This window comes from Azoarcus sp. PA01 (assembly GCA_001274695.2).
In the GTDB taxonomy this organism is placed as follows: domain Bacteria; phylum Pseudomonadota; class Gammaproteobacteria; order Burkholderiales; family Rhodocyclaceae; genus Aromatoleum.
In genome coordinates, this window is sequence record LARU01000002.1 from 2,038,432 (window position 1) to 2,057,892 (window position 19,461).

Sequence of the window (19,461 nt, forward strand, 5' to 3'; positions counted from 1 at the left end):
AGAATCGCATGGCATCCCTGAACAAAGTGATCCTGATCGGCAATCTCGGCAAGGATCCCGAAACGCGCTATGCCCCCAGCGGCGATGCGATCTGCAACATCACGGTGGCGACGAGCGAAACCTGGAAGGACAAGGCGACGGGCGAAAAGAAGGAGCAGACCGAATGGCACCGCGTCGTGTTTTTCGGCCGGCTCGCCGAAATCGCGGCGCAGTACCTGCGCAAGGGCAGCCAGATCTACGTCGAAGGCCGGCTGCAGACGCGCAAGTGGCAGGACAAGGAAGGGCAGGACCGCTACACGACCGAGATCCGCGGCGACGAGATGAAGATGCTCGGGTCGCGCCAGGGCGCGGGTGAGGCATCCTCCGGCCGCCAGTACGACGCCGGCGGCTACGACGCGTCCGCAGCGTCGCGCCCGAGCGCGCAGCCGGCCGCGCCGGCGAAGGCGCCGACGAAGAGCAGCGGCGGGGGCGCCGGTTTCGGCGATTTCGACGACGACATTCCGTTCTGACCGGGCTTCGGCCGGAGACGTCGTTCCAGGCTGCCGACAAGTTCCTTCGCGATGCATTTTTTCGCGGCGATGTGCGGCTTTACGCCCACCGTTCGAGCCCCTGCCGTCGTCGGCGGCGGTGCAGGCTCCGGAGAAGCGGTGTGGCGCCGCTTGCGGCACGGGGAATGGAAATTGCAAAAGTCATGCTCCGTGAATCGCACCGGCTCGGTGCGGCTCGATGACCCACTTGTCGAAGGAGCGTCCCATGACATCCACGTTTCGCAGCAAAAGCCTTTGTATCGCCGCGGCAATCGGACTGATGGCACCGTCGGTGTTGTTTGCGCAAGCCAGCGGGTCGGCCCCGGCTGCGACGCAGGGCTCGCCTTCAGGCACTTCGAGCGCCGCGACCACGACACCGCAGTTGTCGGAGGACGATCGGGAGTTCGTCGAGAAAGCGGCTTCGTCGGGTCTTGCCGAAGTGCAGATGGGGCAACTCGCCAGCAAGAGTACGGCGTCGTCGCAGGTCAAGCTGTTCGCCGAGCGGATGGTGAAAGACCATGGCACCGCGAACAGCGAGCTGCAGCAGATCGTCTCGGACACCGGCATGCAGCTGCCCAAGCAGCCCGAGGACAAGCATCAGGACAAGCTCAAGGACCTGCAGAAGCATTCGGGCCAGAAGTTCGACCGCGAATACATGGAGCTGATGGTCAAGGAGCACGAGAAGGACATCGAAACCTTCGAGAAATACGCGAAGGATTCGAAGCACGCCGGACTCAAAGCCTTCGCCGCGAAAAACCTGCCGATCCTGCGCGAGCACTTGGAACTCGCGAAGAAAAACGAGCGCGCCCTCAAGGATTAGAGCCGCGACGGTGACGGTGACGCCGTGGCCCGCGGCACGGCTTGTGCGCTGGGCCGGCCGCGTGCCGCGTTTTTCCGGCTACCTTTCACGCAGCGCGCGCTGCATCCGTCCGAGCGCTTCGGCGAGCAGCGCTCGGGTGCAGCCGAAATTCAGCCGCACGAAGCCGGGCATCCCGAACGGCGCGCCGTCGGACAGGCCGACGCCGGCGGCTTCGAAGAACTTTGCCGGGTCTTCGAGCCCGGCCGCGCGGCAGTCGATCCACGCAAGGTAAGTCGCCTGCGGGCGCGCGGTCTCGATGCCCGGCATCGTGTCGATCGCGGCCATCACGAGGTCGCGGTTGCCGCGCAGGTAGTCGAGCAGCGCGGCGCGCCACGGGCTGCCGTCGCGGTAGGCCGCTTCGGCAGCGACCATTCCGAGCACGTTCGGATGCGGCACGATGCCATGCATCGCGTGACGAAAGCGCCGCCGCAGGCTGCTGTCGGAAATCACGGCGAAAGCACAGTACAGCGCCGGAATGTTCCACGTCTTCGACGGCGCCATCAGCGTGATCGTGCGTTGCGCGACCGACGCATCGAGCGCGGCGATCGGGACGTGCGGGGCGTCGTCGTCGAGCACCAGGCCGCAGTGGATTTCGTCGGAACAGATCGTCAGGTCGTGCCGCTCGGCGAGGTCCGCGAGCCAGCGCAATTCGTCGCGGTCGAACACGCGGCCGACCGGATTGTGCGGGTTGCACAGCATCAACAGGCGGCTGCGCGGGGTCAGCGCGGCTTCGAACACATCGCGATCCCAGTTCCACCGGCCGTCGGCAAAGACGAGCGGACGCGTCACGAGGCGACGATCGCTGTTGCCCGGCGCAGCGAGGAACGGTGGGTAGACCGGCGTCGCGGTCAGCACTTCGTCGCCAGCTTCGCCCGTGATGCGGCACGCGAGATTGAAGCCGGTCACGACGCCGGGTAGCCACACCAGCCAGTCCGCTTCGATCCGCCACGCGTGGTCGCGCGCGAGGCCTTCGATCACCGCTTCAGTCAGGCCGGGCCAGGCGTCGGTGTAGCCGAAGACGCGGTGGTCGAGACGGCGCTGCAGCGCTTCGACGACCGGCGGCGGCGCGGCGAAATCCATGTCGGCGACCCACAGCGGAAGGACGTCGCGCCCTGCATAGCGTCCCCATTTTTCGCCGGGAACGTGCCGGCGGTCTATCTCGGTGTCGAAGTCGAAAATCGGATTCATCGTCGTCAGCCCTGTTGCAAGGCAATGAAAAGCTCGCGGTGCGATGCCGGGTCTTTGTCCCGTGCAGCGGATACAATTGAGGAAAACTAACCGAATGTGCAGGAGGAAGACAACGTGCAGCACGTCACCGCCCACCCCGACGGCATTCTTGCGGTCGATGCCGGCTATGGCCGGCCCGGCGTCGCGGCGATCCACCTGGTCATCCATCAGGGGCACGCCGCGGTCGTCGACACCGGCACGAACGCGTCCGTCCCGCGCGTGCTGGGCGCCCTCGTCGCTGCCGGCATCGCGCCCGAGAACGTCGACTGGGTCATCCTCACCCACATTCACCTCGATCACGCGGGCGGCGCCGGCAGCCTGATGTGCGCGTTGCCGAACGCGAAGCTCGTCGTCCATCCGCGCGGCGTGCGCCACCTCGTCGACCCGGCGAAACTGTGGGAAGGCACTTCGGCCGTGTATGGCGCGGAGCGGGCTTTCGCGCTATACGGGCGGCTCGCGCCGGTGCCGCCGGAGCGCATCGTGCCTGCCGCCGAAGGCACGGAAGTCGATCTCGCCGGGCGCCGCTTCCTCGTCCTCGAGACGCCGGGACATTCGCGGCATCATATCTGCGTGTGGGACGAGACGGCCCGCGCCTTTTTCACCGGCGACACGTTCGGACTTTCCTACCGCGAACTCGACGTCGACGGCCGCGCGTCGATTTTCCCGACCACGACCCCGACGCAGTTCGATCCCGACGCGCTGCATGCGTCGATCGACCGCCTGCTGAGTTTCTTCCCCGAGGCGATGTATCTGACCCATTACAGCCGCGTGACCGACGTCGAACGTCTCGCCGCGGACCTGCACCGCCTGGTCGGCGCCCATGTCGCGGTCGCGCAGGCGGCGCGAGGCGAGGGCGTCGCGCGCCACGTCGAGATCCTTGCCGGACTGGAGCAGATCGTGCGCGAGGAAGCCGAGCGCCAGGGCTGGACGCCCCCCGAAGCGGAAGTGCTCGACCTGTTCCGGCAGGATCTGGAGCTCAATGCGCAAGGGCTCGGAATCTGGCTCGATTCCACTGCCGGGAAGGAGCCGGGGCCGACGCAGTAGCGTCGCCTGCGCCGGACGTGCTCACGGCGTCGTCGCCTCGATCTGCGACATCAGCGCGGTGTGCTTCTCGCGCGCGAGCGCGTCGCCCTGCTGCGCCGCCTGCAGGTACCAGTGCGCTGCCAGCCGCCGGTCCCGCGCGACGCCGCGGCCGGTCTCGTACAGGCTCGCGATGAGGTGTTGCGCGGCGACGTCGCCGGCGCGCGCGGCGGCAAGATACCAGCGGGCTGCGGTCGCCGCGTCCTGCGCAACACCGTCGCCGGCCAGATGCATCGACGCGAGGCTCACCTGCGCCTCGACGTGTCCCTGCGCGGCAGCACGCCGATACCACTCGGCCGCGGTCGGCAGCGACTGCGGTACGCCGTCGCCGTGTTCGTACAGCCGCGCGAGCGTGAACTGCGCCTGCGGCAGACCGGCACCCGCGGCACGACGCAGCCAGCGCCACGCCGAGTTCGCGTCGCGTGACTGCGCTTCGTTGCGGTACAGCATCATCGCGTAATTGAACTGGGCGAGGCGGTTGCCGGCGCGCGCAGCCTGCTCGAACAGCCGGGCCGCTTCGTCGTGGCGCCCCGCCTCGTAAGCGCCGCTCGCGGTCTGCGCGAGCGCTGCTGCCGGAGTACCCGCGTCCGCGTGTGCGCAGCCGAACGCCAGCGTGACGCAGAACAATACCCGGCATAGCGGTCGATGCATGGTCGTTCCCCCTGTGGCCGGTTGGAGCAAGGCAGGCGCGATTCGGTTCAGACGCGTGCCCGCTGAGGTAACATCGGCGCTCTCCCCTCGCTTGCAGGTTTCATGTCGGCACCGATCACTTCCACCGTTCCGGACGTCGACCGGGAACGACGCTTCGGCGGCATCGCCCGCCTTTACGGCAACGAGGCGCTGGCGCGGCTCGATCACGCGCGCGTCTGCGTCGTCGGCATCGGCGGAGTCGGTTCGTGGGCGGCCGAGGCGCTCGCCCGCAGCGGCGTCGGCCACGTCACGCTGATCGACCTCGACCACGTCGCCGAATCGAACATCAACCGGCAAAGCCACGCGCTCGACGCGACGCTCGGGCAGGCGAAAGTCGTCGCGATGGCCGAGCGGCTGCGCGCGATCAATCCGCTCGTGAACGTCGCGGTCGTCGAGGACTTCATCGGCGAGGACAACGCCGCGGCGCTGCTGCGCGATGTCGACGTCGTCATCGACGCGATCGACAACGTGCGGGCCAAGGTCGCGATCGTGCTGGCGTGCCGCGCGCGCCGCATTCCGCTGATCGTCGCCGGCGGAGCGGGGGGCAAGACCGACCCGGCGAGGATTCGCGTCGACGACCTGTCGCGCACCGAACAGGACCCGCTGCTCGCAAAAGTGCGCAAGCGGCTGCGCAGCGAGCACGGTTTTCCGCGCAACCCGAAGCGGCCGTTCGGCATCGAAGCGGTGTATTCGAGCGAAGCGCTGCGCCTCGACGGGGCGGCGTGCGACCTGCCGCACGGGCCGCAGGGGCTCGCCTGCGCCGGTTATGGTTCGAGCATGATGATGACCGCCAGCGTCGGCCTGTTCGCCGCAGCGCGCGCGCTCGAACGACTGCTCGCGCGCCCGGCCGGCGACGCGCCCGACAGGCAGGAGGATCAGGCATGACTCATGACAGGGCAGTAGTGCTGTTCGGCCACGGCGCACGCGATCCGGCGTGGGCGCAGCCGATGGAGCGGGTTCGCGACACGCTGCGCACGCGGGCGCCGGAGCTCGGGGTCGAGCTCGCATTCCTCGAGTTCCTCGCGCCGACGTTGGACGAGGCGATCGATGCCCTGGTCGCGCGCGGCGCGCGGCGCATCGTCATCGTGCCGATGTTCATCGCCCGTGGCGGCCACCTGAAAAACGATCTGCCGAAACTCGTCGCCGCGGCGTGCGAGCGCCATCCCGGGTGCGAGATCATCCAGACGCTCGCCGTCGGCGAGGCGGAACCGGTCGTCGCGGCGATGGCGAGCTACGCGCGGCAATGTGCGATCGAAGACGACTGACCGCTGACCGTACGTTTGCCGCCCCTGCACGCGGAGTTTGCGCCAAGGCGGCAGCGGCGAACCGTTGACTTGGATGAATATTAGAATAAACTGATATTCATGATCGATCAGCTCTTCGCCCGCTTCCTGCTGATTCCGCTGGCGCTCGCCGCGGCCGGAATCGCGCATGCCGAATTGGCCACCGTCCGGGTCGAAGCTCGCGTCGTGGCGCGCTCCCACCCGGCCGAAGCGACGCTCGAAGCGGTGCATCAGGTTGCGCTCGCCGCGCAGGTGCCGGGCCGCATCGTCGCGTTGAACGTCGATGCCGGCGACCGGGTCGCGAAAGGCGAAGTGCTGTTGCGCATCGATGCCGTCGAGGCGGCGCAGGCGGTCGCCGGCGCGGAAGCCGGCATCGCCGCGGCGCAGGCGAACCTGATCAATGCCAAAGCGGCTTTCGAGCGCACCGCGCGGCTGCTCGAGCGCAAGTTCGTCAGCTCGTCGGCGCTCGACCAGGCGAAGGCGGCATACGAGTCGGCCGAAGCGCAGTTGCGCGCGGCACGCGCCGGGCGCGGTCAGGCGGGTGCGGTGCAGGGCTACACGACGATCGTCTCGCCCTTGACCGGGGTGGTTGCGGCACGCCACGTCGAGCCGGGCGACATGGCGCAGCCCGGGCGCGTGCTGCTGACCGTCTATGATCCGGCAGCGATGCGGGCGATCGTAGACGTGCCGCAATACCGCATGGCCGGTGTCACCGCAGAGCAGCTGACGGCGCGCATCGAACTGCCGGAGTCGGGGCGCTGGTTCGACGCGGCCGGCGTCATCGTGCTGCCCGCAGCCGACCCGCGCACGCATACCGTCCGGGTGCGGGTCGATGTGCCGCAACAGGCGACCGGGCTGGTGCCGGGAATGTTCGCGCGCGTCCATTTCACGAGCGGCGAGGACCGGCGTATCACGGTGCCGGCCGAGGCGATTCTGCGGCGCGGCGAGATCACCGGCGTATATGTTCCGGACGGCAAGGGCGGCTTCCGCCTGCGGCAGATTCGCGCCGGCGAAGCGCTCGCGGACGGCAGCGTCGAAGTGCTCGCCGGCCTCGCCGGCGGCGAGGAGGTCGCGCTCGATCCGGTACAGGCTAGCATCGCCGGTCGCGCCACGCGCGCGGCGAGCCGCTGACGGGGGCGGGACGATGACCGCTCCGCTCGGCATCTCCGGTCGCATCGCCGGCGCGTTCCAGCGCAACGCACTGACGCCGCTGCTCGCGCTGATCCTGTTGCTGATGGGCGTGTTCGCGACGCTCGTCACGCCGAAGGAAGAAGAACCGCAGATCGACGTGACGATGGCGAACGTCCTCGTGCCGTTCCCGGGCGCGTCCGCGCGCGACGTCGAAGCGCTCGTCGCGCGTCCGGCCGAGCAGGTGCTGTCGCGCATCGCCGGCGTCGAGCACGTGTATTCGGTGTCGCGCCCCGGCATCGCAGTCATTACCGTGCAGTTTGAAGTCGGCGTGCCGAACCAGGACGCGCTCGTCAAGCTCTACGACACGATCCATTCGAACCGCGACTGGCTCAGCCCGCAGCTCGGCGTCGGCGAGCCGATCGTCAAGCCGAAAGGCATCGATGACGTGCCGATCGTCGCGCTGACTTTCTGGACCGCCGATCCGGCCCGCGCCGGCTTCGACGTGCAGCAGGTGTCGCGCGCGGTCGAGCTCGAATTGAAGCGCGTTCCCGGCACGCGCGACGTCGCGACGATCGGCGGCCCCGGCCACGTCGTGCGCGTGCTGATGGACGCCGAGCGGATGAATGCGCACGCGGTCACGGCGCAGGACGTGCGCGCCGCGCTGCAGCTCGCGAACGCGTCGCAGCCGGCCGGCAACCTCGTCGCCGCGAACCGCGAAGTGCTGGTGCAGACCGGCACGTATCTCGAATCCGCCGACGACGTGCGCAGTCTCGTCGTCGGCGTCGCCGCCAACCGGCCCGTGTTCATGAGGGATGTCGCGAGGGTCGAGGACGGCCCGGACCAGGCGACGCAATACGTGTGGTTCGGCACCGGCGCGGCGGCGCAAGCGGGCGCTCGCGACGCTGGCGTGTTCCCTGCGGTGACGCTCGCGGTGTCGAAGAAGCCCGGCGCGAACGCCGCCGACGTCGCCGAGGACGTCATCGCGCGCGCCGAATCGCTGCGCGGCGAGATCATCCCGGAAGGTGTCGAATTCACCGTCACGCGCAACTACGGCCAGACCGCGAACGACAAGGCGAACACGCTGATCGGCAAGCTCGTGTTCGCGACCGCCGCGGTCGTGCTGCTGGTGTTCTTCGCGCTGGGGCTGCGCGAGGCGCTGATCGTCGGCGTCGCGGTCGGCCTGACGCTCGCGGCGACGCTGTTCGCGTCGTGGGCGTGGGGGTTCACGCTGAACCGGGTGAGCCTGTTCGCGCTGATCTTCTCGATCGGCATCCTCGTCGATGACGCGATCGTCGTCGTCGAGAACATCCACCGCTGGCACACGCTCGAGCCCGACACGCCGCTGTGGCAGCTGATCCCGCGCGCCGTCGACGAAGTCGGGGGCCCGACGATCCTCGCGACTTTCACGGTGATCGCGGCGCTGTTGCCGATGGCGTTCGTCACCGGGCTGATGGGGCCGTACATGAGCCCGATCCCGATCAACGCGTCGATGGGCATGTTCATCTCGCTCGCGGTCGCGTTCGTCGTCACGCCGTGGCTCGCGCAGCGGCTGCTGAAAACGGTCGACGCGCACCATCACGAAGGCGAGGACAAGCTCACCGCGCGGCTCGACCGCTTCTTCCGCCGCGTGATGACGCCGATGCTCGAGCCCGTCAAGGGCGGGCGGGCACGGCTCAGGCTGTGGCTCATCGTCGGCGCGCTGATCGTCGCGTCGGTCGCGCTGCCCGCAGTGCAGCTCGTCGTCATGAAGATGCTGCCGTTCGACAACAAGAGCGAGTTCCAGGTCGTGCTCGACATGCCGGTCGGCACGCCGGTCGAGGAGACCGCGCGCGTGCTGCGCGAGATCGGCGAGCACGTCGGCGCCGTCGCGGAAGTCAGCGACTGGCAGGCGTACGCGGGCACGGCAAGCCCGATCAACTTCAACGGCCTGGTGCGCCAGTATTACCTCCGCAGCGCGCCGGAGATGGGCGACGTACAGGTCAATCTCGTCGACAAGGCGCAGCGCTCGCGCAAGAGCCACGAGATCGCCGTGGCGGTGCGCGACGAAGTGAGCGCAATCGCGCGCGCAGCCGGCGGCAACGCGAAAGTCGTCGAAGTGCCGCCGGGCCCGCCGGTGCTGTCGCCGATCGTCGCTGAAGTGTATGGGCCCGACTACGCCGGCCAGGTCGCGGTCGCCGGCAAAGTGCGTGCGGCGTTCGAAGGCGCGTCGGATGTCGTCGGCGTCGACGACACCGTCGACGAGGTGGCGCCGAAGCTCGTGCTGCGCGTCGATCAGGCGAAAGCGGCGCGCATGGGCGTCGCGCAAGCCGACATCGTCGAAGTCGTGCGCCTCGGGCTCGCCGGCGAGGACGTCACGCCGATCCACGGCGGCGACAACAAGTACGAGATTCCGGTGCGCATCCAGTTGCCGTCCGAACGGCAGTCGAGCGTCGATCCGCTGCTGGCGATGAAGGTGCGGGCGCGCGACGGCACGCTGGTGTCGGTGTCCGAACTCGTCCGGGCGCAGGAGACGGTCCGCGAGCAGGTGATCCACCGCAAGGACCTGCTGCCGGTCGTGTATGTCACCGGCGACATGGGCGGACGGCTCGACTCCCCGTTGTACGGCATGTTCGACATCCGCTCGAACGTGAAGGATCTCGCGCTCGACGGAGCGCCGGGGCTCGGCGGCACGCTCGGCGAATGGTTCATCCGCGCGCCGGCCGACCCGTATGCGGGCTACAGCCTGAAGTGGGACGGCGAATGGCAGGTCACGTACGAGACGTTCCGCGACATGGGCGCGGCCTACGCGGTCGGCCTGATCCTGATCTACCTGCTCGTCGTCGCGCAGTTCCGCAGCTATCTCGTGCCGCTCGTCATCATGGCGCCGATCCCGCTGACGATCATCGGCGTGATGCCCGGCCACGCGCTGCTCGGCGCGCAATTCACCGCGACGTCGATGATCGGCATGATCGCGCTCGCCGGCATCATCGTGCGCAACTCGATCCTGCTCGTCGATTTCGTCAATCAGCAGGTGCGTGCGGGCATGGAACTGGGCGAAGCGGTGGTCCGCGCCGCGGCGGTGCGCGCGAAACCGATCGGGCTGACCGCGCTCGCGGCGATGATCGGCGCGCTGTTCATCCTCGACGACCCGATTTTCAACGGCCTGGCGATCAGCCTGATCTTCGGCATCTTCGTCTCCACCGTGCTGACGCTGGTCGTCATCCCGGTGCTGTATTTCGCCGCGATGCGCAGCCGCGTCGCCCAACTGCAAGGAGAAACGCCATGAACCTGACCGTCAACCAGTTCGTCCGCATTTTCGCCGGCGCCTTCGTGCTGATCTCGCTCGCGCTCGGCGCCGAAGCGTCGCCGCTGTTCGTCAACGCGAATTTCCTGTGGTTCACGGCCTTCGTCGGGGCGAACCTGTTCCAGAGCGGCTTCACCGGCATCTGCCCGCTGGAGACGATCCTTCGCAAGTTCGGCGTCAGGGACGCCGTCGCGTGCCGCTGAGCGGTCGGGCAGCAGCGCGTTTCAGCCGCGGCGTTTGCGCGCGATCATCATGATCGCGAATATCGCGACGAGCGTCAGGCAGACGAGCGACCAGTTCGCGATCGACAGGCCGAGGAACGCCCAGTCGACTTTCGAGCAGTCGCCCGCGCCCTGGAAGATCATCGGCAGCGCGTCAGCCAGCGGAAAGCTGCCGAGCATGAATTCGAGGTCGGGTCCGCATTCGGCGAACTCCGGCGGGTAGAGCTGCATCCACGTCTGGCGCAGCGCAACGCCCCCTCCGGCGAGCGCCAGCAGCAGGATCACGGCAGCGTAGATGCGCGTGCCGCGGGGTCCCGGCGCATGCAGCCCGGCGACCAGCGCCGTCAGCGCGATCGCGACGAAGGCATAGCGCTGCATGATGCACATTGGGCACGGTTCGAGCCCGACCGCGTGCTGCAGGTACAGGGCGAAGCCGAGCAGCCCGGCGCATACTGCGAACAGGCCGAGGAACAGCGCGCGGGAGGAAAAGGCGAAAGCTTGCATGGGCGGCACGCGAGGGACTAGGCAGGGCCGGATTGTAGGCCAGGACCGGCTTTCGTGGCCGCATCGCACGAAAAGTTCGTCGACCGCGGCGCTCAGACCGTGAAGCGCCCGACGGCCCCTTCCAGCGCCCGCGACAGTTCCGCGAGCTCCCGCGCGTGGCCGGCGGATTCGGCCGCCGCGGCGTGGTTGCGCGAGGCCATGTCCGCGACCTGCTCGACGTTGCGCGCGATGTCCTGACTTGCGGTGTTCTGCTCGTCGAGCGCGTGCGTGATCTCGCCGACCGCCCGGGCAGCATTGCCGGCGACGTCGGCGACCTGACGGATCGCTTCGCCCGCCGCCTCGGCCAGCGTGACGCCGCTCTTCACCTGCCGGACGCCGTCTTCGACGTTGCTGACGGTGCTTCGCGTGCCGTTCTGGATCTGCGTGACGATGCCGATGATCTCCTGCGTCGAGTGGGTCGTGCGTTCGGCGAGCTTGCGCACCTCGTCGGCCACGACTGCGAAGCCTCGGCCCTGTTCGCCGGCGCGCGCCGCCTCGATCGCGGCATTGAGGGCGAGGAGGTTGGTCTGCTCGGCGATGTCCTTGATCGCCTGCACGATGCTCGAGATCGCTTCCGCATCCTTGCCGAGCGCGCTGATCGATGCCGCAGCACTGCCGACGCCGGCGGCGATGCGCTGGATCGCTGCGGAAGCATCGCCCGCGACCGCCACGCCGTCGCGCGACAGGCGACCGGACTCGGCGGACGCGCTCGCCACTTCGCGCGCATGTTCGGCGATCTGGCGAATGCTCGCGGTAAGCTCTTCGATCGTCGCGGCCATCGTGCCGGCCGCTTCGTTCTGGCTGGAACTCGTGTCGAGCGCAATGCCTGAAACGTCGACGAGGCGCGCGCTGCGCTCGGCGATGCGGCTGCCGCTCGCGCGCACTTCGCGAACGATGCCCTGGAGGTTTTCGAGCAGGTCATTGAAGGCGGCCACCGCATGCCCGATTTCGTTGTCGCCGGTCGGGGGCGCGCGCCGCGTCAGGTCGCCGCTCGCCCGGATGCCGTTTGCGGTGCGCGCGAGGGCGCTCAGCGGCGGGACGATGCGGCGGTAAGTCAGCATGCACAGCGTCGCGGTCAAAAGCGCCGCGAGGAGCACGGCAGCGGCGATCGCCCACTGGCTGAAGCGCATCGTCTCGTGCGCGGATGCGCGCGTGCGGGCGGCTTCGGCTTCGATGTGCGCGGCGAGCCCGTTCATTTCCGTTTCGAGCGCGCTGAAGTCCTTCATGAAATCGATCAGCAGGACAGCGGTGTCGTCGTAGCCGCCGACCAGCTTGCCGACGATGCGCTTGGCGTTCGCCGCGTAGCGCTCGAGCGCCGGACGCATCGACTCGACCGCCGCCCCGACTGCCGGGCCGAGCGCTTGCCCGGCGGTGCCGGCGAACGCTTCCTCGAGCGCGCCCACGTCGGCGTGCAGCCGGCGGCCGGCCTCCTCGACTGCCGCGTAATCGTCCTGTTCGGCGGCGAGCAGCGCGGCGAGGACGTCGCTGCGGACCGTGCCGCGCAGCACGTCGGCTTCGACCTGCCGCAGCGCGGCCGCCGCGGCTTCGTGGCTGCGCCCGACCGATCCTTCCAGGCTCGTGACGCTGCGCAATCCGATCCCACCTACTGCGAGCAGCATCGCCAGCACCACCAGCGACAGCGCAATCAACGCCGCCCTTATCGATAGAGCTTTCGCTTTCATGTCTCCTCCAGGTGGTTCCGCTCGTCGTGACACATTTTTTCGACCGTTTTTCCCGGTCCTGTAATGATTGATTAGCGTCCCGACGGCGACGAACTTGAGGAAAATCTTGCAGGGCGGCGGCGGGCGCAGCGGGCGCCGCGCAATTCTTGCAATAACAGGAACAGTGTTGTCAGCTTTCGTGGCTTTTCAGGCAACAGTTGATCCAATAAAGTAGAACCCGCAAAACACTCACACGGAGAACGCAATGAACATCCTGCAAATCAATTCCAGCGCCCGTAGCGACGCTTCCAACTCCACCCGCGTCGCGAACAGCATCGTCGAACGGCTGCGCGCATCGCACCCGGGCGCCGCACTCGTCGTGCGCAGCCTCGCGCAAAACCCGCACCCGGTGCTCGACGAAGCGGCGCTCGGCGCACTGTTCACGCCGGCCGACAAGCGCTCGCCCGAGCAGGCGGCTCGCGTCGCGCTCGACGACGCGCTGATCGCCGAAATCCAGGCCGCTGACGCCCTCGTCATCGGCGTGCCGATGTACAACTTCGGCGTGCCGGTGCAGCTGAAGAACTGGATCGACGCGATCACGCGCGTCAAAGTCACGTTCCGCTACACGGCGAACGGTCCCGAAGGCCTGCTGAAGGACAAGAAGGTGTACGTCGCCTTCGCCCGCGGCGGCCGCTATCGCGACACGCCGGCCGACACTCAGGTCCCGTACCTCAAGACGATCTTCGGTTTCCTCGGCATGACCGACGTGCGTTTCGTCTTTGCCGAAGGCCTCGCGATGGGCGCCGACGCCACAGAGCAGGCTTTCGCCGAAGCCGAGCGCGATATCGAGGCGGCGCTCGCCTGACGTTTCCGCGCAGCGCCGGTCCGAACCGGCGGCTGCGCCGTCGCGCCGCCCCTCCACCGAGCGCTTCCGCGAAGACGGATGCCGCCTGCCCGGGCAGGCGGCACGAGCGAACCCCCGACCCCATCAGGAGAACCGCGATGCCCACCGAACTCCCCGAAGCAAGCATCGAACGCGTCACGCAGAGCCGCGCTGTCGAGCGCCTCGTTGCCGGGCAGGCGACCTCCGACGGGGCGGGCGTGAAGCTCACGCGCGTGCTGGCACAGCCGCTGCAGCGCCGCCTCGATCCGTTCCTGATGCTCGATGCGTTCGGCAACGAGAACCCCGACGATCATCTCGCCGGTTTTCCCGACCATCCGCATCGCGGCTTCGAGACGGTGACGTACATGATCGCCGGACGCATGCGCCACCGCGACAGCGCCGGCCACGAAGGGCTGCTGGAGAACGGCAGCGTGCAGTGGATGACTGCCGGCCGCGGCGTGATCCACTCCGAAATGCCGGAGCAGGAAGAGGGCGTCATGGAAGGTTTCCAGCTGTGGCTGAACCTGCCGGCGCGTGACAAGCTCTGTGAGCCGTGGTACCGCGACTTCGCGGCCGCCGAACTGCCGCGGTTCACGACGCCGGCGGGTGTCGAAGTCCGCGTCATCGCCGGCGCGAGCCACGGAGTCGCCGGTGCGGTGACGCGCGACGCGACGGCGCCGCTGTATCTCGACGTCCACCTGCCGGCCGGCGCGCGCTTCGCCCAGACGCTGCCGCCGGCGCACAACGCGTTCCTGTACGTCTATCGCGGCGAAGTCGCGGTCGGCGGCGCGACGGTCGCCGAACAGCGCATGGCGATCCTGGCGAACGCGCCGCAAGCCGACGGCGTCGTCGTCGAGGCCGGCGCGGCGCCGGCGCGGTTGCTGCTGATCGCCGGTCGGCCGCTGAACCAGCCGATCGCGCAGTACGGCCCGTTCGTCATGAATACGCAGTCCGAGATCCACGCCGCGCTCGCCGACTACCGCGACGGGCGCTTCGCGCACGCTGACGACGCGGGTCAGTCTTCGCGCGCGAGTTGCACGAGCGCCGCGACCTGGTCGAGGATTGGCTGCGGCGTCGCGACGTTGCCGGCGAGCATCGCGCGGATCAGCACCGCGTTGGCGACGACGCCGGGCGCGTCGGCGACGCCTTCGAGCGGCGGCGCGCCGCCGCCTTCGGCCGGCCACGCGACGCTCGCGACGCCGTCCCGGAACGCTTCCATTGCCGGACGCCGGCGCGGATTCGCGTAGGCTTCGCCTTCGGTGCCGCGCAGCAGCATTGCCCGCCCGCCATCGACGAGGAGGAATTCGTGCATTCGTTCGAGATATTCGGGGTGCGTGACCGCAACGACGCGCACGCTGCGGCCGACGCACGGGTCGATCAGCTTCGCCATCGTGTGGCCGCTGCCGCGCACGCCGAGCCGTAGCCGCAGGCCGAGCAGGCGGTCGAGGCCCGGCAGCAGCTGCGGCAGCGTCAGGCACGCGACGCGGCGCTCGGCGAGCGCGCGTGCCGCGTCGTCGCTGTTCGCCGCCGGGACGATGTCGAGCTTGGCGAGCAATTCGAACGGGCTCGCGCGCGACTCGAAGTCGTGTCGTCCCTGGATCAGCACCGGCACGCCTTCGCGCGCGACGAGCAGCGCGACGAGCGGCATCAGGTTCGCCTGGCGGCGCGCGCCGTTGTAAGTCGGCAGCACGACGCAGCGCGGTCCCGGCGGCACCGCCACGGCTTCGGTGCGGGCGTCGATTGCGCGCTTGAAGCCGACGAGCTCGTCGAGCGTCTCGCTCTTGATGCGCAGCGCGATCAGCATCGCGCCGAGCTCGAGGTCCGGCACTTTGCCGTCGAGAATGTCGCCGAACAGCGCTTCGGCGCTGGCCGTGTCGAGGGAGCGCGCGCCCTTGGCGCCGCGTCCGATTTCCTTGATGATCGAGGCGTAGGTCATGGCGCGATTATCCGTCGCCGTGCGCATTCCAGCCAGCCAGGAGCACAACAATGGAAGTCGGATTTATCGGACTCGGCCTGATGGGTCGTCCCATGGCGCTGAACCTGATGCGCGCCGGTCACCGCGTGCACGTCTGGAGCCGGCGCCGCGAGTCGATGCAGCCGCTGCTCGACGCCGGAGCAGGTGACTGCGCGAGCGCGGCGGATGTCGCGTCGCGCGCCGAAGTCGTCTTCAGCATCGTCGCCGACGGGCCCGACGTCGAAGAGGTCGCGCTCGGCCCGCAAGGGGTCGCCGACGGGGCACGGCCCGGCCTCGTGTTCGTCGATATGAGCACGATCGCGCCGGTTGCGGCGCAACGAATCGCGGCGCGGCTCGCCGAGCGCGGCATCGCGATGCTCGACGCACCGGTGTCCGGCGGCGAAGTCGGCGCGATCGGCGCGACGCTGACGATCATGGTCGGTGGCGACGCCGCGACGTTCGAGCGGGTGAAGCCGCTGTTCGACGCGATGGGCCGCACGGTGTCGCGGATCGGCGCGAGCGGCGCCGGGCAGGTCGCGAAAGCGTGCAACCAGATCCTCACCGGCGTCGGCGTCGCCGCGGTCGCCGAAGCGATGAATTTCGCGAAGAAGAGCGGCGTCGACGCGGCGAAAGTGCGCGAGGCGCTGCTCGGCGGCTTCGCGTATTCGCGCATCCTCGAAAACCACGGCCAGCGGATGCTCGAGCGCAACTTCAAGCCCGGCTTCAAGGCGTGGATGCACCACAAGGACATGCGCATCGTCATGGAAGAGGCGCACCGCCTCGGCCTAGCGCTGCCGTCGGCGGCGGCGACCGCGCAGATGTTCAACGCGATGGTCGGCAGCGGGCTCGGCGACGACGACTCGGTCGCGATGCTGAAGCTCCTCGAACGCATGAGCGGCGGCGAGCGCGGGCAGGAGGGCGAATGATGGAAGTCGGTTTCGTCGGCCTCGGCGTCATGGGCCTGCCGATCGCGCGGCACCTGCAGCGTGCCGGCCACCGTCTGCACCTGTGGGCGCGGCGTGCGCAGAGCGTCGCGCCGTTCGCGGACAGCGATGCGGTCGTGCACGCCAGCCCGGCCGCGCTCGCCGCCGCGACGGACGTCACGTTCACGGTCGTCACCGCAAGCGCCGACGTCGAGCAGCTCGCGCTCGGCGCACAAGGGTTGATCCACGGCGCGCGGCCCGGCTGGGTACAGGTCGACATGAGCACAATCGCTCCGGCGAGCGCGCGCCGCATCGCCGCAGCTTTGGAAGCGCGCGGCGCCGCAATGCTCGATGCGCCGGTGTCCGGCGGCGCGCAGGGGGCGCAGGACGCGACGCTCGCGATCATGGTCGGTGGGCGCGCCGACGTCCTCGAACGGCTGCGTCCGCTGCTCGCGTGTGTCGGGCGGACGATCGTGCATGTCGGCGACAGCGGCGCCGGACAGGTCGCGAAAGCGTGCAACCAGATGATCATGGTCGCGGCGATCGAAGCCTGTGCCGAAGCGATGCACCTGGCGAACGCGCACGGCGTCGACCTCGCCGCAGTTCGCAGCGCGCTGCTCGGCGGTTCGGCGGCCTCCCGGGTGCTCGAAGTGATGGGTGAGCGGATGGTGCGGCGCGACTTCGCTGCCGGCATCGAGTCGCGCCTGCATCACAAGGATTTCGGCATCATCATGGACGAAGCGGCGAGGCTCGGCGCGCCGTCGCCGATCGCCGCGCAGGTGTGGCAGCAGTTGAACGCCCTGATGGCCGGCGGCGGCGGGCAGGACGACACGTCCGCGCTGCTGCGGGTGCTCGAAGCGGCGTCGCGAGCGTGACGCGAGGCGACGGCGCCTTCGACCGAGCGCAGACGAGGCGGGCGCTATACGGGTTCTTGCGCCTGCTCGCGATCAACCCGCCAAGCGAATACCGTTCGGGCTGAGCTTGTCGAAGCCCTGGCAGCGCCCTTCGACAAGCCTGTCCTGAGCGAAGTCGAAGGGCTCAGGGCGAACGGGGTGCATCCAATCGCCGAAGCCCTGCCGATGCTCTCCGACAGGTTCAGGGCGAACGGCGGCATCCGAATTGCCGCCTTAACGGCCGAACCGGCCGAAAATGCGCGCTTTCGGCGAGGCGAAACGTCGTTTTTCCGCGCTACGGCTGCTGCTCTGCCGGCTTGCCGTACCAGCGGAAGCGCTCGACGACCTCATGCATCTCGTCGTCCGACAGCAGCACCGGTTCGCCGAGCTGCCGCGTGCGCCAGTATTGCTCGCACAGGCTCTCGAACTCGAGCGCGAGCGCGAGCGCGTTGGCGAGGTTGCGGCCGAACACGAGCATGCCGTGGTTCGCCATCAGGCACGCGCTGCGTCCTTCCATCGCAACGGAGATATGGTCCGACAGCGCCTGCGTGCCGAACGTCGCGTACGCGGCGCAGCGCACGGTGGAGCCGCCGAAGCGCGCGATCATGTAGTGGAACGGCGGGATCTCGAGCCGCTGGCACGCCAGCGCGGTCGCAAACGGCGCGTGCGCGTGGATGATCGCGCCGGCTTCCGGCCGCAGCGCGTAGAGGTCGTGGTGCAGGCGCCATTCGCTCGACGGCACGAGGCGGCCGGCCGGCGTGCCATCGGCCGCGACGACGACCATGTCGTCGGCCGCGCAGGCTTCGGGGGCGAGCCCGCTCGGCGTGATCAGCATGCCGCCGCGCGTGCGCACGCTGACGTTGCCCGAGCTGCCGGTGTTCAGGCGCGCGGCACTCGTCGCCAGCGCGGTCGCGAGGAGTTCCACGCGCAGCTCGGCGTCCTGGGCGTCCGGCGGACTCATGGTGTCTCCGGGAACAGGTCGCGCAGCCGGCCCGGGGGGCTCGTTCCGCGCTCGGTGATGATGCTCGTGATCAGGCGGGCAGGCGTCACGTCGAACGCCGGGTTCGCGGCGCCGGTGGTGTCCGGCACGAGCGCGACGTTCTGCACGCTGCCGTCGGCTGCGACGCCCTGCACACTGCGCACTTCGACCGGGCCGCGATCTTCGATCGGGATCGCGGCGCCGTCCGGGCACGCGAAATCGATCGTCGACAGCGGCGCCGCGATATGGAACGGCACGCCGTGTTCGCGCGCCGCGAGCGCTTTCAGGTACGTCCCGACCTTGTTCGCCGAGTCGCCGTTCGCCGCGACGCGGTCGGCGCCGGTGATCACGAGGTCGACTTCACCGCGCGCGAGCAGGATTCCGGCCGCATTGTCCGCGATGACGCTGTGCGGCACGCCCGCTTCGCGCAGTTCCCACGCAGTCAGCAGCCCCTGGTTGCGCGGCCGCGTCTCGCTGACCCACACATGCACCGCGATGCCGCATGCATGGGCGGCATAGACCGGCGCGAGCGCGGTGCCGGCGCCGCAGGTCGCGAGCCAGCCGGCGTTGCAGTGGGTCATGACGCGCACCGGTCCGTTGCGCCGCGCCGCGACCGCTTCGAGCAGCGCGACGCCGTGGGCCCCGATCGCGGCACAGGTCTCGGCGTCGCCGGCGCGGATCGTCTCGGCTTCGGCCCACGCCGCGTCGAGCCGCGCCGAAGCAGGCAGCGGGCGCAACCGCGCGTCCATGCGGGCGAGCGCCCAGTGCAGGTTGACCGCGGTCGGGCGCGTCGCGGCGAGCGTCTTCAGCGCAATGTCGAGCTGCGCGTCGCTGGCGTCGGCGGTCAGCGCGATCGCAACGCCGAACGCGGCGGTCGCACCGATCAGCGGCGCGCCGCGCACTTCCATCGAATGGATCGCGGTCGCGACCGCGGCAAGCGTGGCCAGCCGGCGCTGCTCGCTGCGGAACGGCAGCCGCGTCTGGTCGAGGACCACGATCGCGTCGCCGTCGCGGGCCAGCGTCGGCACCGGTTGAGTGAAGAGTGGAAGGGTGGACATGGCGGGCATTTTATTAAGGCGGCAATTAAATACAACCCGTTCGCACTGAGCCTGTCGAAGGGCATCGGCAGGGCTTCGGCGATTGGATGCAACCGTTCGCCCTGAGCCCTTCGACTTCGCTCAGGACAGGCTTGTCGAAGGGCGCTGCCAGGGCTTCGACAAGCTCAGCCCGAACCTGATTTGTCTGCCGCGTTAATAGCGCTTCGCGGCGCCCTGCCTGGGAGCGGGGCGGCATTGACTCTGCATTGGCCCTTCGGGCGCACTCT

General features: G+C 69.0%; 18 protein-coding genes and 1 pseudogene. 12 read left to right on the forward strand and 7 right to left on the reverse strand.

What is annotated here, in order from left to right:
* The first annotated feature begins 8 nt into the window (after positions 1 to 8).
* On the forward strand, positions 9 to 509 hold the full coding sequence (gene ssb, locus PA01_10430; GenBank protein KON81952.1) for a single-stranded DNA-binding protein: 501 nt from the start codon (positions 9 to 11) through the stop codon (positions 507 to 509).
* A gap of 244 nt (positions 510 to 753) precedes the next feature.
* Positions 754 to 1,347 carry a DUF4142 domain-containing protein gene (locus PA01_10435; GenBank protein KON82442.2) on the forward strand — a complete coding sequence of 198 codons (594 nt, stop codon included), beginning with the start codon at positions 754 to 756 and terminating at the stop codon, positions 1,345 to 1,347.
* Between the two features lie 78 nt (positions 1,348 to 1,425).
* Here PA01_10435 and PA01_10440 read toward each other — a convergent pair whose 3' ends face one another.
* Positions 1,426 to 2,574 carry a PatB family C-S lyase gene (locus PA01_10440; protein ID KON81953.1) on the reverse strand — a complete coding sequence of 383 codons (1,149 nt, stop codon included), beginning with the start codon at positions 2,572 to 2,574 and terminating at the stop codon, positions 1,426 to 1,428.
* Between the two features lie 114 nt (positions 2,575 to 2,688).
* Between PA01_10440 and PA01_10445 the strand changes: the two genes are divergently transcribed.
* On the forward strand, positions 2,689 to 3,657 hold the full coding sequence (locus PA01_10445) for an MBL fold metallo-hydrolase (protein ID KON82443.1): 969 nt from the start codon (positions 2,689 to 2,691) through the stop codon (positions 3,655 to 3,657).
* Positions 3,658 to 3,678: 21 nt separating this feature from the next.
* On the opposite strand, the gene PA01_10450 is transcribed toward PA01_10445, so the two are convergent.
* Entirely contained in the window at positions 3,679 to 4,344 is a 666-nt protein-coding gene (locus tag PA01_10450; protein ID KON81954.2) for a sel1 repeat family protein, read from the reverse strand.
* 102 nt (positions 4,345 to 4,446) lie between these two features.
* Between PA01_10450 and PA01_10455 the strand changes: the two genes are divergently transcribed.
* The 5 genes from PA01_10455 to PA01_10475 all read left to right on the forward strand — a co-directional run bounded on the left by PA01_10455 (position 4,447) and on the right by PA01_10475 (position 10,283).
* Positions 4,447 to 5,268 carry a tRNA threonylcarbamoyladenosine dehydratase gene (locus PA01_10455; protein ID KON81955.1) on the forward strand — a complete coding sequence of 274 codons (822 nt, stop codon included), beginning with the start codon at positions 4,447 to 4,449 and terminating at the stop codon, positions 5,266 to 5,268.
* A complete protein-coding gene (locus PA01_10460) occupies positions 5,265 to 5,648 on the forward strand; it encodes a CbiX/SirB N-terminal domain-containing protein (GenBank protein KON81956.1) in 384 nt (127 codons plus the stop codon). Before PA01_10455 ends, PA01_10460 begins: the two co-directional genes overlap by 4 nt.
* A 99-nt stretch (positions 5,649 to 5,747) precedes the next feature.
* Positions 5,748 to 6,797 carry an efflux RND transporter periplasmic adaptor subunit gene (locus PA01_10465; protein KON81957.1) on the forward strand — a complete coding sequence of 350 codons (1,050 nt, stop codon included), beginning with the start codon at positions 5,748 to 5,750 and terminating at the stop codon, positions 6,795 to 6,797.
* A gap of 13 nt (positions 6,798 to 6,810) precedes the next feature.
* Positions 6,811 to 10,062, forward strand: coding sequence for an efflux RND transporter permease subunit (locus tag PA01_10470; GenBank protein KON81958.1), 3,252 nt, complete (start codon positions 6,811 to 6,813; stop codon positions 10,060 to 10,062).
* Entirely contained in the window at positions 10,059 to 10,283 is a 225-nt protein-coding gene (locus PA01_10475) for a DUF2892 domain-containing protein (protein ID KON81959.1), read from the forward strand. The genes PA01_10470 and PA01_10475 overlap by 4 nt, the downstream gene beginning before the upstream one ends.
* Before the next feature lie 21 nt (positions 10,284 to 10,304).
* Here PA01_10475 and PA01_10480 read toward each other — a convergent pair whose 3' ends face one another.
* Both PA01_10480 and PA01_10485 read right to left on the reverse strand, forming a co-directional pair.
* On the reverse strand, positions 10,305 to 10,805 hold the full coding sequence (locus tag PA01_10480; GenBank protein KON81960.1) for a disulfide bond formation protein B: 501 nt from the start codon (positions 10,803 to 10,805) through the stop codon (positions 10,305 to 10,307).
* Between the two features lie 92 nt (positions 10,806 to 10,897).
* Positions 10,898 to 12,526, reverse strand: coding sequence for a methyl-accepting chemotaxis protein (locus PA01_10485; GenBank protein ID KON81961.2), 1,629 nt, complete (start codon positions 12,524 to 12,526; stop codon positions 10,898 to 10,900).
* Positions 12,527 to 12,770: 244 nt separating this feature from the next.
* Between PA01_10485 and PA01_10490 the strand changes: the two genes are divergently transcribed.
* A complete protein-coding gene (locus PA01_10490; GenBank protein KON81962.1) occupies positions 12,771 to 13,370 on the forward strand; it encodes an NAD(P)H-dependent oxidoreductase in 600 nt (199 codons plus the stop codon).
* 137 nt (positions 13,371 to 13,507) lie between these two features.
* Positions 13,508 to 14,386: pseudogene (locus PA01_18810) on the forward strand (pirin family protein).
* 17 nt (positions 14,387 to 14,403) lie between these two features.
* On the opposite strand, the gene ybiB reads toward PA01_18810, so the two are convergent.
* A complete protein-coding gene (gene ybiB, locus PA01_10495) occupies positions 14,404 to 15,324 on the reverse strand; it encodes a DNA-binding protein YbiB (GenBank protein ID KON81963.1) in 921 nt (306 codons plus the stop codon).
* Between the two features lie 50 nt (positions 15,325 to 15,374).
* Here ybiB and PA01_10500 point away from each other — a divergent pair, with 50 nt between their 5' ends.
* Together PA01_10500 and PA01_10505 are read left to right on the forward strand one after the other, a co-directional pair.
* On the forward strand, positions 15,375 to 16,268 hold the full coding sequence (locus PA01_10500; protein ID KON81964.1) for a 2-hydroxy-3-oxopropionate reductase: 894 nt from the start codon (positions 15,375 to 15,377) through the stop codon (positions 16,266 to 16,268).
* Positions 16,268 to 17,140, forward strand: coding sequence for an NAD(P)-dependent oxidoreductase (locus tag PA01_10505; protein KON81965.1), 873 nt, complete (start codon positions 16,268 to 16,270; stop codon positions 17,138 to 17,140). Before PA01_10500 ends, PA01_10505 begins: the two co-directional genes overlap by 1 nt.
* A 313-nt stretch (positions 17,141 to 17,453) precedes the next feature.
* On the opposite strand, the gene PA01_10510 is transcribed toward PA01_10505, so the two are convergent.
* Positions 17,454 to 18,119, reverse strand: a complete 666-nt coding sequence (locus PA01_10510; protein ID KON81966.1) for a class II aldolase/adducin family protein — start codon at positions 18,117 to 18,119, stop codon at positions 17,454 to 17,456.
* A complete protein-coding gene (mtnA, locus tag PA01_10515) occupies positions 18,116 to 19,195 on the reverse strand; it encodes an S-methyl-5-thioribose-1-phosphate isomerase (protein KON82444.1) in 1,080 nt (359 codons plus the stop codon). The genes PA01_10510 and mtnA overlap by 4 nt, the downstream gene beginning before the upstream one ends.
* Between the last annotated feature and the right edge of the window lie 266 nt (positions 19,196 to 19,461).

What these genes read in the sequence shown, in the direction of transcription:
- ssb (KON81952.1), top strand. Translation starts at nt 9, where the DNA reads ATGGCATCCCTGAACAAAGTGATCCTGATCGGCAATCTCGGCAAGGAT.
- PA01_10435 (KON82442.2), top strand. Translation starts at nt 754, where the DNA reads ATGACATCCACGTTTCGCAGCAAAAGCCTTTGTATCGCCGCGGCAATC.
- PA01_10440 (KON81953.1), bottom strand. Translation starts at nt 2,574, where the DNA reads ATGAATCCGATTTTCGACTTCGACACCGAGATAGACCGCCGGCACGTT.
- PA01_10450 (KON81954.2), bottom strand. Translation starts at nt 4,344, where the DNA reads ATGCATCGACCGCTATGCCGGGTATTGTTCTGCGTCACGCTGGCGTTC.
- PA01_10455 (KON81955.1), top strand. Translation starts at nt 4,447, where the DNA reads ATGTCGGCACCGATCACTTCCACCGTTCCGGACGTCGACCGGGAACGA.
- PA01_10460 (KON81956.1), top strand. Translation starts at nt 5,265, where the DNA reads ATGACTCATGACAGGGCAGTAGTGCTGTTCGGCCACGGCGCACGCGAT.
- PA01_10465 (KON81957.1), top strand. Translation starts at nt 5,748, where the DNA reads ATGATCGATCAGCTCTTCGCCCGCTTCCTGCTGATTCCGCTGGCGCTC.
- PA01_10470 (KON81958.1), top strand. Translation starts at nt 6,811, where the DNA reads ATGACCGCTCCGCTCGGCATCTCCGGTCGCATCGCCGGCGCGTTCCAG.
- PA01_10475 (KON81959.1), top strand. Translation starts at nt 10,059, where the DNA reads ATGAACCTGACCGTCAACCAGTTCGTCCGCATTTTCGCCGGCGCCTTC.
- PA01_10480 (KON81960.1), bottom strand. Translation starts at nt 10,805, where the DNA reads ATGCAAGCTTTCGCCTTTTCCTCCCGCGCGCTGTTCCTCGGCCTGTTC.
- PA01_10485 (KON81961.2), bottom strand. Translation starts at nt 12,526, where the DNA reads ATGAAAGCGAAAGCTCTATCGATAAGGGCGGCGTTGATTGCGCTGTCG.
- PA01_10490 (KON81962.1), top strand. Translation starts at nt 12,771, where the DNA reads ATGAACATCCTGCAAATCAATTCCAGCGCCCGTAGCGACGCTTCCAAC.
- ybiB (KON81963.1), bottom strand. Translation starts at nt 15,324, where the DNA reads ATGACCTACGCCTCGATCATCAAGGAAATCGGACGCGGCGCCAAGGGC.
- PA01_10500 (KON81964.1), top strand. Translation starts at nt 15,375, where the DNA reads ATGGAAGTCGGATTTATCGGACTCGGCCTGATGGGTCGTCCCATGGCG.
- PA01_10505 (KON81965.1), top strand. Translation starts at nt 16,268, where the DNA reads ATGGAAGTCGGTTTCGTCGGCCTCGGCGTCATGGGCCTGCCGATCGCG.
- PA01_10510 (KON81966.1), bottom strand. Translation starts at nt 18,119, where the DNA reads ATGAGTCCGCCGGACGCCCAGGACGCCGAGCTGCGCGTGGAACTCCTC.
- mtnA (KON82444.1), bottom strand. Translation starts at nt 19,195, where the DNA reads ATGTCCACCCTTCCACTCTTCACTCAACCGGTGCCGACGCTGGCCCGC.